Here is a 14389-nt window from a genome sequence, read left to right as displayed (position 1 = left end):
GCGAGATGTTTGTGCAATGTTACCATTTGCGCTGTCGACAATTTTTTTGATGTGGATGCCTGAGTAAAAGACTGCCGGGCTTTGTCGTAGTCACGCTGTTTGTACGATTCGATGCCTTGATTGAATAACGCTTCCGCGTTCATCGAATTATCCGTGGAAACGGTCGATGAGCCACCGCCGCATGAACTTAAAATCAAAACGCTCATGCTTAACCAGATTATTGTCCATTTCATTCTGAATGCCCTCATGTGATGTTCTGAAATACCCTCATGTATTTAATTATTTAAAATCGTGTTGAAGTGTTGCAGTTCCGCCTGCCGTGACCGTTATGGTTTTGGTCACCGGTTTAAAGGCGGGGTTTTCAATTTTTATTTTGTAAGTGCCCGGCTTCAATTCGAGATTATCCAGCGGCGGTGTAACGCCCATGTTTTTTCCATCGATAAAAACATTGGCCCACGGATTAACCAGCAATTTGACGAAACCAACCGCGGCGGCAAGTTTAAAGTCGGCTTTGGATTCTTGTGCATCATTGACGGCCACTTTTCGGATCGAGAGAAGAGCTCCCTTTTGAACTTTAATTTCGCGTGTACCGGCGGGAATTTTATCTAAATTAAGCGGCGTTTTGCCGGCATTTTTTCCATCAATAAAAACATCAGCGCCGGAAGGATCGGAAGTAACCGAAAGTTTGCCGAAGAGTTGCTCCAGTGTTGCGGTAATTTTGACGGTTTCTTTTTCTTTGATCTCAACTTCCTGTTCGTAAGTTTTGAAACCGTCGGCCTTGATGACGATATTTTGTTTTCCAACCGGCAGAAGGTACGTGGTACCGTCTTTTTCGGGTTTGAAGGCAATTTCATTGACCAATAGTTGAATCGTCTTGGGCGTGACATCAGTAACCGATACGCCGCCTTTTTTGAAATCCAGCGCCGGCGATAATTTTTGTTCTTTTCCTTTTTTCAGATCAATATCGGTGACTTCACTGATATAGTTTTCGCGCGAAAAAACAAGCGTATGTTTACCGGTCGGGAACGCCATTTTCTGAATGGGCGTGTAACCGATAAATTTACCGGTATTGGTGAGAACTTTAATGACTTCCGGTTTTGAATCAACCGTAATGTACGCCGTGTCGACGCCTTCCGGGAATACGGTCGGGGACAGTTTGAGATCGACGTTGAATTTTTTTTGTTCGTTTTCGGCAAAAAGCAATTTCGTTTTAAAATCCTGGTAGCCGTCATGCTTGATGGTCAATTCATGCTCGGCTGCCGAAATGCCGCTGATGTCAACTTTACCGTTTTGAGCTTTGAGTTGAAGCGTGTCAAATTGTACAACACCTTCGAGCGCATTTAACGTAAGTGTAAGCGAAGCGGTGCCTTTGACAGCGTTTGAAGTCGAATCATTTGCGCCGCTTTTCTTACCGAAAATAAACCATCCGCCTATGATGACGGCAACAGCCACGATCGCAGTAATAATCAATCCGGTCTTTTTCTTTTCGGGTTTTGCCGCCTCGGACATTGTTTGTCCGGAGAAAACGGTTGTTTTGGCCATATCGGCGTCGCCGGACATAACCATTGTCGCCTGCATGTCACCGGTACGCAAAACTTGCGTCGCACCCATTTGCTCAGTAGCCACCGTTTTGTAATTTTGAATATCTTTACCTAAGGATTCCGCATCGGGATAACGGTCGTTCGGATTTTTGGCCATGGACTTCTGAATGATTTGTCCGAAAGCCGTGGGAACCATCATATTGACGATATTAATGGGAGTAGGGTTTTCGTGAACCACACGGTACATGACGGTTGTAATGTTGTCACCGGGAAATGCTTTTTCGTAGGTCAATAATTCATAAAATACTGCGCCGAGAGAAAAAATATCAGAACGATTATCAATGGGTTTTCCGGTAATTTGTTCGGGAGACATGTAACTCGGCGTACCGACGACCAAACCGGTTTGTGTGGCGGAATTGGAGGAAATTTTGGCAATGCCGAAATCGGTAATTTTAGCAACTTGATCATCGGTGAGTATGATATTGGCAGGTTTGATGTCGCGATGGATTACTCCGTTTTTGTGAGCATAGCCGAGCCCGTCGCAAATCTGTACCATGATCTTGACGATCTGGTCAACGGACAAAGGATGTTTTTGAGCGATCAGATCGTCGAGCGGCTTACCTTTGATGAATTCCATCGCAATATAAGCCAGACCCTCTTCTTCGCCGACGTCATAAATTGTGACAATATTTGGATGCGTCAGGCGTCCGGCGGACTGAGCCTCCTGAGAAAAACGACGTTTAAATTCAGCTAATTGTTGTTCAGGAATTTCACTGGTTGTCTTAAGCGTTTTGAGAGCAACTGTTCGTCCGATTTTTGGATCGACGCCTTTGTATACGATGCCCATGGCGCCCTGACCGAGAACTTCATTGATTTCGTACCTGCCGAGCTTCTTTAGTTCCAAAACTCCCTCCTTGAAATAGGCTTATTATAACGTGTTATGAGTGATCGTGGTTTTTGAAAATGATGTATCTATTGTAGTGCAAGTAAGTAGGGGTTGAACCGCGCAGTGAATATATAAGATGAGAGATTGAATATCAAGCTTAATATCAATAGTTCCATATGGTTTGTCCGCATTTATGGCCTGTTTGGAGAGGAGTGTATAACTTGCTTTTAGGGGTTGGTATCGATATATTGCGAGGGCTTTTTTTAACGGAGTTTTTCTTGAAACGTTACGATATTGCGGTCATCGGTGGCGGTGTTATCGGCTTGGCTATAGCCTTTGAATTAAAATCCCGTGACCCGCATCTGGACATTACGCTTTTCGATAAAAACGAAACCGGTAAAGAAGCATCCTGGGCTTCGGTGGGAATGTTGGAGCCGCAATTACTTTCCCAAAAAGATCTATCACTCGCTACACCGATTCACCGGCTATTTTTTGAATTATGCCGTCACAGCCAACAGTTGTTTGAATCCTATTTATACCGGATTGAAAATGTCAGCGGTTTATCTTGTGAATTCAGGAAGGAAGGTATTTTAAAAATATTTCCAAGCGGCGTTTCTCCGGAAAACGTGTTGGAATGGCTGAATGAATTGCGTATTCCGGCGCGATGGCTCAGCGAAAGTGATTTACAACAAGAAGAGCCGCATTTCAGGAATGGACTGACGGCGATTCATTTGACGGAAAATTATCAGGTTGAAAATCGTAAACTGGCGGCGGCGCTTCATCGCGCGTGTGTTCAATCCGGCGTTGAGATTCGTGAAAATAACGCCATTCGTGATTTCAATATCACGCAAGGCCGTATACAATTTGCTGAAGTTCAGAAAGAACATGTTTCAGCCGGACATTATGTTTTAGCGGCCGGCGCGTGGTCGTCACAATTTCCGTCTCTGAAAGGTTTTATTCCGGAAGTTTTGCCGAAGCGCGGACAGATTGTTGCGCTGCAGATGCCGGGTTTAAAATATATTCACCATGCATCATACGTCGACCATTTTTATTTCGTACCGCGCAACGACGGACGCCTTTTGGTCGGTTCAACAGTGGAGGACGCGGGATTTGATAAACAAACTCAGCCTGAAGTTATTAAAAAATTCAGAGAACAACTTGCCGACATTGTGCCGGCATCGTCGGAGTGGAAAACCATAGACGCATGGGCTGGTTTGCGGCCGGGAAGCCTGGATTCCTTTCCGTATCTCGGACCGACGCCGATAGGAAATCTGACAATTGCGACCGGACATTTTCGAAACGGCATTTTGCTGACACCCATTACGGCAAAAATAGTTGCCGACGAAATTCTCAATAAAAAAATCGACCCGCTGATGGAACCGTTTTTAATCAGCCGGTTTAAATAGTCATTTACATTGAGCGTTATGCATATGAATTTTTATTCTTTCACGAAACATTTGTCGGTCTTTTTTATTGGTGTATGGATCGGAATCCTTGCTTTGCTTGGTTACGGTGTAGCGCCGGAAATTTTTAAATTCATGGAATCCAAAACGCAAGCCGGACTTCTTAACGGCATTATACTGCATAAAATGAATACACTGGAGTGGGTAGTCGGGATTTTATTGTTTCTTTCGGTCACGGTAAGCTACGTATTGAAAAAGCAAAAGAAAAATTTAATTGTAGCTGTCGTTGCCGTATTGATGTTGGGGTTGTTGTTTTATTACAGCCGGATCATTACGCCGAATATGGAGCAATTAAAGACAGGGATTGACAATTTTGATATTCCAAAAAGCGATGACTCCCGTCCTGAAAGAGCAGATTTCGACCGTTATCACCAACAGTATTCCGGGTTAGTGAAAACGAACCTCATTCTTGGGATCGGTTTAATGTTTTTTATTTCATTCAACCGGAAAAACGAATGATGACCGATATTGATAATGCGTATCGTTATTGCCGAGACCTGGCACGGCGGCATTATGAAAATTTTCCGGTCGCGTCGCTCCTGATTCCCCGAAAAAAACGCAAACATTTTTTTGCGTTGTATGCGTTTATGCGTACCGCGGATGATTTTGCCGATAATACGACATTATCGTTAGAACAGCGTCTTCATCTCCTTATGCAGTGGCAACGGCGTCTGGACGCGTGTTATCAAGGCGATGCCGACGAACCCATTTTTATTGCGCTCCGTGCGACGGTCGAGGAGCTTGAATTACCAAAGGCCTATTTAGAAGCATTGCTCAATGCGTTTAAAGTCGATCTCTTCAAAAGCCGTTACCAGACGTTTGATGAATTACTGGAATATTGCAGTATGTCGGCGAATCCGGTCGGAAGGCTGGTCATGCATGTGCTTGGTTACAGCCGGCATCCGCAATTTGAAATGATGGCGGAAGCATCGGATGCGATCTGCACGGCGCTTCAACTTGTGAATCATTGGCAGGATTTATTTATTGATTTAGAAAAAGATCGGTTGTATCTACCGATGGAGGACATGCATCGTTTCGGCTATTCGGTGGACAACTGGAAACAAAAATTAATGAACGATGCGTATTTCAGGCTGATGGCATTCCAAACTGACCGGGCGGAGTTTTTCTTCGAAAAAGGAAAGGTTTTGTTCGAACATTTAAATTTTCCGGAACGACTGGAAATTAAATTAATCTGGCTCGGTGGGCAACGGATCATACGCAAACAACGTTCGGCAGGATACGATATGGTGCACCATCGCCCGGTGATTAACTGGCTTGACAAATTCTGGATGATGTCGCAACTCGTGAGGCAAAGACCATGATTCCTGAAATGGCGATCAACGATTATGTACGGAAAGCGGGCAGCAGTTTTTATTATCCCATGCTAATGCTGCCACGCGAGAAACGCGATGCGCTTATGACCGTGTATGCATTTTGCCGCTATACGGACGACATGGTCGATAACGCAGCCGTTTTACGGCAGCCCTATAATCCGGTTGAATTTCTGCAGCACTGGCGTTCCGAATTAAAATCGGCCATTCAAGGGCATTCCAAATATCCTTTTTTAAATAAACTGATTCAGGTTGCGCGTAAGTTTTCGATACCGTTTGAATTATTTTTTGAATTGATCAGCGGTGTGGAACTGGATTTGAAAAAAAACCGTTACTCAACGTTTACGGAATTATACGATTATTGCTATAAAGTCGCGAGCACCGTGGGTTTGATGTGTATCCGGATTATGGGCAAACGCAGCGAATCGGTGCAAGCGTACGCGGTTCATCTTGGCATCGCCATGCAATTAACCAATATCGTACGCGACGTTGCATCCGATTTTCAAAGAAACCGGATTTACTTACCCATAGAAGAAATGTCGACGTATGGAATTTCAGAATTGAATTTTAACGATCGGAGTAATCCTGAAGCATTCAAGAAACTGATTGACGATCAGTGCCGACGTGCGAGAGAATATTATAATTCGGCGGATCAATTTTATAAAAACGATCAGTCGTATTTGTTATTTCCGGCTCGGGCCATGCAAAATATTTATTTCCGATTACTTCAAAAAATTGAGACCAGCACTCACGAAATTCTGCACCGCAAGATTCGTTTACACTTTCCTGAAAAATTCAGCATTCTTTTCAACACATGGATGGAAGAACGTCGGCATGGCGGATAAACCGACCGTTGCAGTGATCGGAGGAGGAGTGGCCGGATTAGCCGTTGCCAGCCTGATGGCCAAACACGGGTATTGTGTAACCCTGCTTGAGCGTAAAAACAGGCTGGGAGGACGAACCTACTCGTTCGTCGATGACGTTACCGGAGATACTATCGACAATGGGCAACACATCCTGATGGGCTGTTACGATTATACGTTGCGGTGGCTAGCTGAAATTGGCGCTATTGATAAGGTCACCGTTTTGGATAAGTATTATATTCCTTTTGCGGCTCCTCATGAAAAATTATCGCCGCTTCGGTTTTCGAATTGGCCATCGCCATTGCATCTTCTGATCGGGATTTTGAGTTATAAAAACTTGTCTATTAACGACCGCTGGAAATTATTGAAGGCCGGATTGAGTATGCGGAAGCCGGTTCGCGGCCAGATATCGGTTACTGAATGGCTTGATCAAAACGGACAATCCGATCGTTGCAAAAAGTATTTCTGGCAGCCGGTTTGCCTCGCGGTGATGAATGAGGACATGGATACGTCATCGGCCGGAGTTTTTGTTACGGTTTTGAAGGAAATGTTTTTACGTAACCGCGATGCATCAAAATTTATATTATCCAAAGTTGGTTTGTCGGAATTATTCGTACATCCTGCGATGGAAACAATTCTCCATAACGGCGGATCGATTCACTGCAACGAAGCCGTTCAATCTTTATCGATAACCGATCAACGGCTTTCAAGAATTGAAACCAAAAGTGGAAACCGCTTTGGCGCAGAAATTTTTATTTCCGCAATTCCGGTGTGGGAGGTAAGAAAAGCAATTCCCGATGCGATTTTTTCTTCGGAGCTTCCGAAAACTTCACCGATTGTCTCGATTTACGTTTGGCTTGACCAAGCGGTTCTCATATCGAAACTCTTCGATGGCGAGTTTATAGGCTGCATCGATACGCATATCCAATGGATTTTTAAAAAACAAAATTATCTTTCGATTACGATCAGCGATGCCGATGAGGTTGTCTCGTGGGAACGCGATCGAATTGATGCGACAGTTCGCATGGAATTGCAGGCGTTGTTAAATATCAGATCGGAACACATACGCCACATTCAGATCATAAAAGAGCATAAAGCTACTTTTTCAGTGACTGTCGGCGGGCAATTTATCCGGCCGGGCGTTTTAACTTCGGTTGAAAATTTGTATATAGCCGGTGACTGGATTGAAACCGGATTGCCTTCGACCATTGAAAGCGCCGTGAAGAGCGCTTATCAGTGTGTTGAACACATTGAAAAAGCAAGAAAGGGTACGATATGTTGAAAACAGGAGATGATGTCTCGACTTTACAATTTGAAGATAGCGATGGTAAGCGATATACGTCGAACGAATTAAAACATTACAAAGCCATTGCGATCTTTTTTTATCCGAAAGATTTCACAAGCATATGTACGGCGGAGGTGTGTCATTTTCGCGATCGCTATAATGAAATTGTTCAATTAGGCGGAGCGTCATTCGGCGTGAGTTTAGACGGCGACGGCCAGCATCGTGAATTTGAAAAAGCTTACCGGTTGCCTTTCAAACTGGTCTATGATCGCGGTAAGGTTTTGGGAAAACTTTTTGGTACTTTGAGATTGGGCGGTTTATTAAAACACAAGCGAGCGACGTTTATCATCGGCAGCAACGGAAGAATTCTGGATGTCATTCACAATGAATTGAACGCGGAAATTCATGCTGACCGGTTTATTGAGATTTTGAAAGCGTCAAAATAATTCAAATTCTATGCGCCGGTCGTTTCGACTGTGCGCTCAACGACCAATGGGACGCTTATTGAGCGAAGCCGAAATGGGCCGAAGGCAACTCACTGTCGATATTATTTCTTATACATTTTATTGACGTATTCTGCAACCATGCGATCGGTATTGAAGCGCGGAATAAGTGTCTGCATCGCGCGCCGGATTTTGTTAATCCATTCCTTAGGGATATTATTTTCATCACGATTGTAAAAAGTCGGCAAGAGTTGTTTTTCAATGGTCTCGTATAAATTCGCTTCATCCACGCGATCTTGCTCATGTTCATCGTGCGGGTGGTCATCGTTTCCGATAGCGAAACCATTGGAGCCGTCGTAGCCTTCTCGCCACCAGCCATCCAGAATACTGAGATTCAATCCGCCGTGAATAGCGATTTTTTGACCGCTTGTTCCGCTGGCTTCCAGCGGCCTGCGCGGCGTATTCAGCCACACGTCGGCACCGGAAATCAGATACCGCGCGACATTAATATCGTAGTTTTCGATGAAAGCAACTTTGCCGAATAATTGCGGATGTTTACTCAATTCTACAATCCGCTTGATCAAAGCTTTACCGGCGTCGTCTTTTGGATGCGCTTTGCCGGCGAAAATAATCTGGATCGGCCTGTCGGGATCATTGAAGAGCCGGAGAGAACGTTCGAGATTGGCAAAAATCAACGGGGCGCGTTTATACGTCGCAAATCGGCGTGAAAAACCGATGGTGAGTACATCCGGCGACAAGAATGAATCAAACGGCTTGAGCCCGTTGACACCGACACGGCGCTGCTGTTCTTTCAATCGCATTCTTGTAAATTCGATCAGCAGCCTCCGCAAATTGTATCGCAGTGCCCAAATCGCTTCGTCAGGAATAAAACTTGGATCGGCCACACGATGCCAGAAATCGCCTTGCATGATGTGATATTCCCAGTCTTCACCGAGAAATTTTCTCCAGAATTTTCGCGTCGGCGAATTCATCCATCCAAGAATGTGTACGCCGTTGGTGATATGGTGGATCGGAACTTGCTCGACAGGACGACCGGGAAAAAGTTCGCGCCACATATTTCGGGTGACGTCGCCGTGGAGTGCACTGACGGCATTGGTTGAACGAGACATTTTAATCGCAAACACCGTCATACAAAACGTTTCTTTTTCATCCTGCGGATGAACGCGGCCGTATTCCATGATCTTTTCGACAGGAATGCCGAGAATCGCGCTATAATTAGCAAATGCAAAATGCAAGAGATCGAGCGTGAATCGGTCGTGTCCGGCGGGAACCGGTGTGTGCGTCGTAAAAACGCAATGATCTTTGACCCAGGAAAATGCTTCTTCGATCGTTCGGCCTTCGAGCATTTTTTCCCGAGCAAGCTCAAGAGCCAGAAAAGCGCTGTGACCTTCATTCATGTGATAGGCGGCTGGCTGAATACCCAACGCTTTCAAAAGCCTTACGCCGCCGATACCCATGACAATCTCCTGGCAAATGCGCGTCGTAATGTCACCGCCGTACGTGCGGGCTGTCAACTCTCGGTAATGTTCTTCATTATCCGAGTGATAACTGTCCATCAGATACAAAGTAATCCGGCCGATATTGAGCTTGTAGGCGTATAATTTGACGATACTGTGGCCAATCTCGACAAATGTTTCGACGGGTTTGCCATGCCTGTCACGCACCAATTCGAGAGGAAGATTTTCCGGATGATTGATCGGATAACCTTCATGCTGCAGGCCGTCGACGCCGAGCGTTTGATAAAAATATCCCTGCCGATAAAAGAGCCCGATACCGATGAGCGGAATGCCAAGGTCGCTGGCCGATTTAATATGATCGCCCGACAGCACGCCGAGCCCGCCTGAATAAATCGGCAACGATTCATGCAAAGCAAATTCAGGGCTGAAATAGGCGATAGGATGTTCCTGAAATTCCGGCATATTTACACTGCCCCAGGTTTTTTCCCGGTGCATGTAATGATCAAAATCGTCGAGCATTTCCTGAACGCGTTCTTTGAAATCGGTTTCACCGAGACGCGCTTGTAATTCGGCCGGCGAGATTGAATTTAAAACCGCCACGGCATTATGATTGGATTCTTCCCAAACTTGGGTTGCCAGTTCTTTAAAAATTAGTTGTGCACTTTGATTCCACGTCCACCATAGATTATGCGCAACGTCGTTAAGGGCTTTGATGTAATCGTTCCCAGTCGTGTTCATGTCGTTCCTCTTTGAAATTTGCTCAAAGTACGTCCGTGCGTAACTAATTTCAAGTTAATCTTATGACAAAAAAATTACGATTAAAATGAAATATTCGCTTAGTTTTTTTGTTATTATTTTGATAATTCTTTTTCTTGTCCCATCTAATTGACCCGATTTCGCAAAAAAAATTCACAAGGAGGTTTTCCATGAAAAAAATTACACGCGTGGATTTTCTCAAAATGTGTGTAGCTCTTCTGGCCATGGCAGGCTTGGGAAAGTGGGTAATAGCTTGTTCAGGAGGCGGGGGGAACGGTGACGAAGATCCAGACGGCGGAGGGCCGACACCTCAGCCCGACTGTCTCAACGCTGGAACGAATGTGTCCATCGGGAGCAATCATGGGCATACTTTAACCGTACCTAAAGTTGATGTTGCAGAAGGAGGTCAAAAAACGTATGACATTACAGGCAGCAGCGGCCATAGTCACATAGTTACGCTTACAGCGACGCATTTTGCCTCTCTGGCGTCAAATCAGTCAGTCGTTGTTGCCACTACCGGCGGACCTCACACCCATCAGATAACTGTGAGTTGTAAAAGTGCATAATCGTTAAGAACTGATTTTATGAAAATAAAAACCGAGCTATTAAACTCGGTTTTTTTATTGTCGAATTAGACGGGATACAAATATTCATTCAAATAATTAGCGCGCGAATTCCTTTATTTTGCGGCCAAAGTGCAAGGATTCTACCCGTAATTCATTATTCAAATAAAATCGATAGGCATCAAACCTTTGAAAACCGGAATCGAGGCTAAAGTGATCGCAATTCTCCCGTACAGCAATTTCTTTGACCCGGTCGAAAATGGTTTTGGCGAATCTTTGGTTTCGATATTTCGGCAACGTCGCAAAGTCGTCGACGTAAAGCGTTTTTCCGGAGTAGAGAAACGTGAGTATACGGAAACCGGCAAATGAGTACGCTTCATGAGCGTCGCCTATGTAACAAATTTGGAAACCCTCCTTGAACATTCCGGGGAGAAGATTCTTAATTTCGTCGTCAGTCAAATGCGGACGAAGTTCCTTAATGACATTGAGCAATTTAGGTATGTCATTGATGCCGGCCATCTGTGGTTCCATGGAATTCCTTTTATCTTAGGTACGGAGAGCAATTTAAACTTTCAGCAATCCTCGAAAACCTCTTGCGGCATAATACGATTCGGCGCCGTTATGATAAACGAAAACATGGTCGTATCGGCGATCACAAAAGAGTGCGCCGCCAAGCTTCCTGATATTGGAGGGCGTTTTTATCCAGCTTGATGTTTTGGTGTCAAATTCACCTAATTTCTGCAGTTCACGATATTCTTCTTCCGATAACAGTTCAACGCCTATGCCTGCCGCTACATCGATAACGTTATTTTTTGGTTTATGTTCTTTTCTGGATTCCAGGGCTTCACTGTCGTAACAAAAACTTCGGCGATCTTTAGGGCTTTCAGGCGAACAATCATAAAAAATATATTCGTTTGTCTTTTTATCAAAACCGATTACATCCGGTTCGCCGCCGGTTTTTTCCATTTCATAAAGCGACCACAGTTTGTCCGCATTGCCTTCCAATTTTTTTTGTATCGCAGACCATTCAAGGCCTTTATGTCGGTTCATGTTTTTCTGAAAACGGTTTTTTAATGTTTTGAGCAGTTCTTCACGCTGATCAGCTGACAATTTCTTTTTTGGATTCGGCATAGTTGTTTTTTGGTTAAGGAATTTTGGGGAGTGTTTTACAAATTTGCTCAATTTTCTGTTTTCCTGCACTACTGATATCAGGCCAACATATTGATAGCGTCCTCAATAGATTCATTTCTCCAGACCGACTGTGTTCAATTAATTCTTCAAGAATTGAATCTAGATCATTTTCATAAATTTCTAAGAAATGTTCAAGCAATACAGTCGCGATAGCAGTTCTCGTGTCATCATCAACAGAATTTCCGTATTGAAGTATAATCTCCCAAATTTCATTCCGCTTTACTTGTATGAATTCGCCGACGATAATTATGGATTGCCAGCGGCAATCATTATCGACATCGTCAATAAGCTTTCTTGCGATTAGAAACGTGGATGGCTCGAAAAATTCTTGTTGTCGGATACAGAGTAGCGCCTTTAATCTGTCGTTTGTAATGGGAGACTTAGAAAGTTTCCTTATCTCAGAAAGTGTAATGTCGGTATTAGCTTCTATGGAACTCCAAACTGATTTTATAAAATAATCTTTCATCATCACTTCATTTAAATTACTCACAACTCCAGTTAGAAAGTAGGGAAAAGTAACAGTCGCTACAGACATGGTATAAACAGGCTGAATAAACAAATTCAAGATTAACAAATTCAATCTCCAAAAGAACATCGTCCCGGCATAATCACTCGCAACACCGCTTCCTGCTGAAAGCGCTGCTTATAAGTCGTTATGATGACGGTGATGTCCGAATCAGCGATTGAGGAAGGTGGATGAACCAATTCGAGAACAAAACTGGCCTCTTGTTCAATCAGACCGCTCGCTCCGCGCCATTGACCCGTAGCCGGCCAGGCCGTGAATCCGTCAGGAAATAATGGCGTGACAACTTCAGCGAGAAAATTGGTCCAAGCCGAATCGGAAACGACTTGACGGCCGTTCAGATTGCGGCCAAAAAACAACTGCTCGACAACAATTTCTTTGCGCGTGCCGGTGTGGAAAGACGGCGAACATGAAGCGATAGTGAGTATCAGGGCAATCGTGATGTAGAAGTGTCGAGGCATTACATTGTACTTATGATAGCGTACGATTTTTTACGAAAAATATATGCGGATCAGTTTATCCGTTATATTGGATATGCCGATTTTAGACAGGTTTTTGTTGCTACAATAAATGCGGAGAGGGTGGGATTCGAACCCACGATGGACTTGCGCCCATACTGATTTTCGAGACCAGCTCCTTCAACCACTCGGACACCTCTCCGAAAATTTCTAAGAACGCTGCAAGGATAACAAAATAATTTGTTTTAGGCAATTAAATTTTTTCAAGCAATTGATCAAAACGGATTCTTTTGAATTTGCGCGTGAAAAACTGTGTTCATTTATTAGTTATTTATCTTGTCTTACATCAAAATAACACTTGATATTCTATCGACTATCGCCGAACTTTGAATAAGACCCATCGTGTAACCCTGTCGATACATTGAATTTATCTCGCCAGTGATCATCGGAAAATTTTTATGGCTGACATTGAAAAAATCGGTCGGTATAAAATTCTTGGCCTTTTAGGCCAAGGTGCCATGGGAATTGTGTATAAGGCCGTTGACGAGCGGATTGACCGGATGGTGGCTATCAAGACGCTGCAGATCAATGATCAAGTTGACGACGATCAGCAGACTGAAATCCGTAAACGATTTCTCCAGGAAGCGCAATTTGCCGGCAAAGTTTCGCATCCCAACATCGTGACGATTTACGACGTTGCTGAGGAAAACGAAACACCGTACATTGCGATGGAGTTTATCGACGGCCAGACGCTCGATCAGATCATTGCAGAGATGGATCCGGATGCACCGCCGCGTTTGGAAATGATGATCGACGTGATGCTGCAGATCTGTGAAGGACTCAATCACGCGCACAAAAACGGCATCATTCACCGCGATATCAAGCCGAGCAATATTATTGTCACCAAAGACGGCCTCGCTAAAATCATGGATTTCGGCATTGCCCGATTCAGCACGTCGACCAATACGATCGTAGGTACGGTGCTCGGCACGCCGGCGTACATGTCACCGGAACAAATTTCCGGACGTAACGTTGATCACCGATCCGATATTTTTTCGCTCGGCGCGGTCTTCTATGAATTTCTCACCCGGAAAAAAGCATTTCCGGGCAATAACATCACCGAAGTGATGTATCACGTTCTCAATGAAAATCCCGTTCCGATCAGCGCGACCAATTCATCCGTTCCAGCCGTTTTCGATAATATCATTATGCGCGCGCTTCGGCGCAGCCCGGAGGAGCGGTATCGCAGCATGGAATACTTTGCCACCGATATCCGCAAGCTTAAACAAACGCTCGACCTGTCACGTACAATTTATCTGAAAGCCGATGATTTTGGTGCCGCGCCGCTTCCGGATTGGCTGAAGTTTCTTGAGCCGATGAATTTCAAGAAATTGTCAATGGGGCTCGGCATTTATTCGGGATTCATTACCATTTTATTTTTGAGCCTTTTGATTTTCGGCGGCGAACGATTTGGCTACATTGCTCAATCGTTGAGTAAACAACACCCCGCTGCGTTGTTGATGAAACTGAACGTGCCCGATGCGATTGTTTCAATCGACGGAAAGGAATACCCGACGGGAATGGATGTGCTGAACTTCGACAGCATTG

Annotated in this window: 15 protein-coding genes and 1 tRNA gene; 8 read left to right on the top strand and 8 right to left on the bottom strand. The window is 44.5% G+C overall.

Annotated elements, in window-relative coordinates; translation table 11 throughout:
* Together K1X84_15195 and K1X84_15190 are read right to left on the bottom strand one after the other, a co-directional pair.
* Positions 1–233 (bottom strand): tetratricopeptide repeat protein (locus tag K1X84_15195; protein ID MBX7152972.1); only part of this gene is annotated, 233 nt, incomplete at its 3' end.
* A 46-nt stretch (positions 234–279) separates the two neighbouring features.
* The gene (locus K1X84_15190; GenBank protein ID MBX7152971.1) at positions 280–2445 is read right to left on the bottom strand and encodes a PEGA domain-containing protein; all 2166 of its coding nucleotides are present in this window, start codon (positions 2443–2445) and stop codon (positions 280–282) included.
* Between the two features lie 260 nt (positions 2446–2705).
* On the opposite strand from K1X84_15190, the gene thiO reads away from it, so the two are divergent.
* The 6 genes from thiO to K1X84_15160 are packed head-to-tail and all read left to right on the top strand — an operon-like array spanning position 2706 to position 7815.
* A complete protein-coding gene (gene thiO, locus K1X84_15185; GenBank protein ID MBX7152970.1) occupies positions 2706–3833 on the top strand; it encodes a glycine oxidase ThiO in 1128 nt (375 codons plus the stop codon).
* A 24-nt stretch (positions 3834–3857) separates the two neighbouring features.
* Complete coding sequence (locus K1X84_15180; GenBank protein MBX7152969.1) at positions 3858–4349, top strand: DUF4149 domain-containing protein; 492 nt, start codon at positions 3858–3860, stop codon at positions 4347–4349.
* Entirely contained in the window at positions 4346–5212 is an 867-nt protein-coding gene (hpnC, locus tag K1X84_15175; protein ID MBX7152968.1) for a squalene synthase HpnC, read from the top strand. Before K1X84_15180 ends, hpnC begins: the two co-directional genes overlap by 4 nt.
* Positions 5209–6066, top strand: coding sequence for a phytoene/squalene synthase family protein (locus K1X84_15170; protein MBX7152967.1), 858 nt, complete (start codon positions 5209–5211; stop codon positions 6064–6066). Before hpnC ends, K1X84_15170 begins: the two co-directional genes overlap by 4 nt.
* Positions 6056–7366, top strand: a complete 1311-nt coding sequence (hpnE, locus tag K1X84_15165) for a hydroxysqualene dehydroxylase HpnE (protein MBX7152966.1) — start codon at positions 6056–6058, stop codon at positions 7364–7366. Before K1X84_15170 ends, hpnE begins: the two co-directional genes overlap by 11 nt.
* On the top strand, positions 7360–7815 hold the full coding sequence (locus K1X84_15160) for a redoxin domain-containing protein (protein ID MBX7152965.1): 456 nt from the start codon (positions 7360–7362) through the stop codon (positions 7813–7815). Before hpnE ends, K1X84_15160 begins: the two co-directional genes overlap by 7 nt.
* A 101-nt stretch (positions 7816–7916) precedes the next feature.
* Here the strand turns inward: K1X84_15160 and glgP are convergent, their stop codons facing one another.
* On the bottom strand, positions 7917–10028 hold the full coding sequence (gene glgP, locus K1X84_15155; GenBank protein MBX7152964.1) for an alpha-glucan family phosphorylase: 2112 nt from the start codon (positions 10026–10028) through the stop codon (positions 7917–7919).
* Between the two features lie 188 nt (positions 10029–10216).
* Here glgP and K1X84_15150 point away from each other — a divergent pair, with 188 nt between their 5' ends.
* Positions 10217–10612, top strand: a complete 396-nt coding sequence (locus K1X84_15150; GenBank protein MBX7152963.1) for a hypothetical protein — start codon at positions 10217–10219, stop codon at positions 10610–10612.
* Between the two features lie 96 nt (positions 10613–10708).
* On the opposite strand, the gene K1X84_15145 is transcribed toward K1X84_15150, so the two are convergent.
* The 5 genes from K1X84_15145 to K1X84_15125 form a co-directional block, all read right to left on the bottom strand.
* On the bottom strand, positions 10709–11140 hold the full coding sequence (locus K1X84_15145; GenBank protein ID MBX7152962.1) for a GNAT family N-acetyltransferase: 432 nt from the start codon (positions 11138–11140) through the stop codon (positions 10709–10711).
* A gap of 33 nt (positions 11141–11173) precedes the next feature.
* Complete coding sequence (locus K1X84_15140; GenBank protein MBX7152961.1) at positions 11174–11740, bottom strand: DUF4256 domain-containing protein; 567 nt, start codon at positions 11738–11740, stop codon at positions 11174–11176.
* 13 nt (positions 11741–11753) lie between these two features.
* Positions 11754–12335, bottom strand: a complete 582-nt coding sequence (locus K1X84_15135) for a hypothetical protein (GenBank protein MBX7152960.1) — start codon at positions 12333–12335, stop codon at positions 11754–11756.
* 41 nt (positions 12336–12376) lie between these two features.
* Positions 12377–12784, bottom strand: coding sequence for a DUF3574 domain-containing protein (locus K1X84_15130; protein MBX7152959.1), 408 nt, complete (start codon positions 12782–12784; stop codon positions 12377–12379).
* 112 nt (positions 12785–12896) lie between these two features.
* Positions 12897–12983 (bottom strand) — tRNA-Ser (locus K1X84_15125).
* A 256-nt stretch (positions 12984–13239) separates the two neighbouring features.
* Here K1X84_15125 and K1X84_15120 point away from each other — a divergent pair.
* Positions 13240–14389, top strand: a 1150-nt coding sequence (locus K1X84_15120) for a serine/threonine protein kinase (GenBank protein MBX7152958.1), incomplete at its 3' end; no start/stop codon positions are given.

The organism is bacterium, assembly GCA_019695335.1.
Classification (GTDB): domain Bacteria; phylum CLD3; class CLD3; order SB21; family SB21; genus JABWBZ01.
Note: the sequence above shows the minus strand (reverse complement) of the source record. Positions and strands in the feature narration are given on the sequence as shown.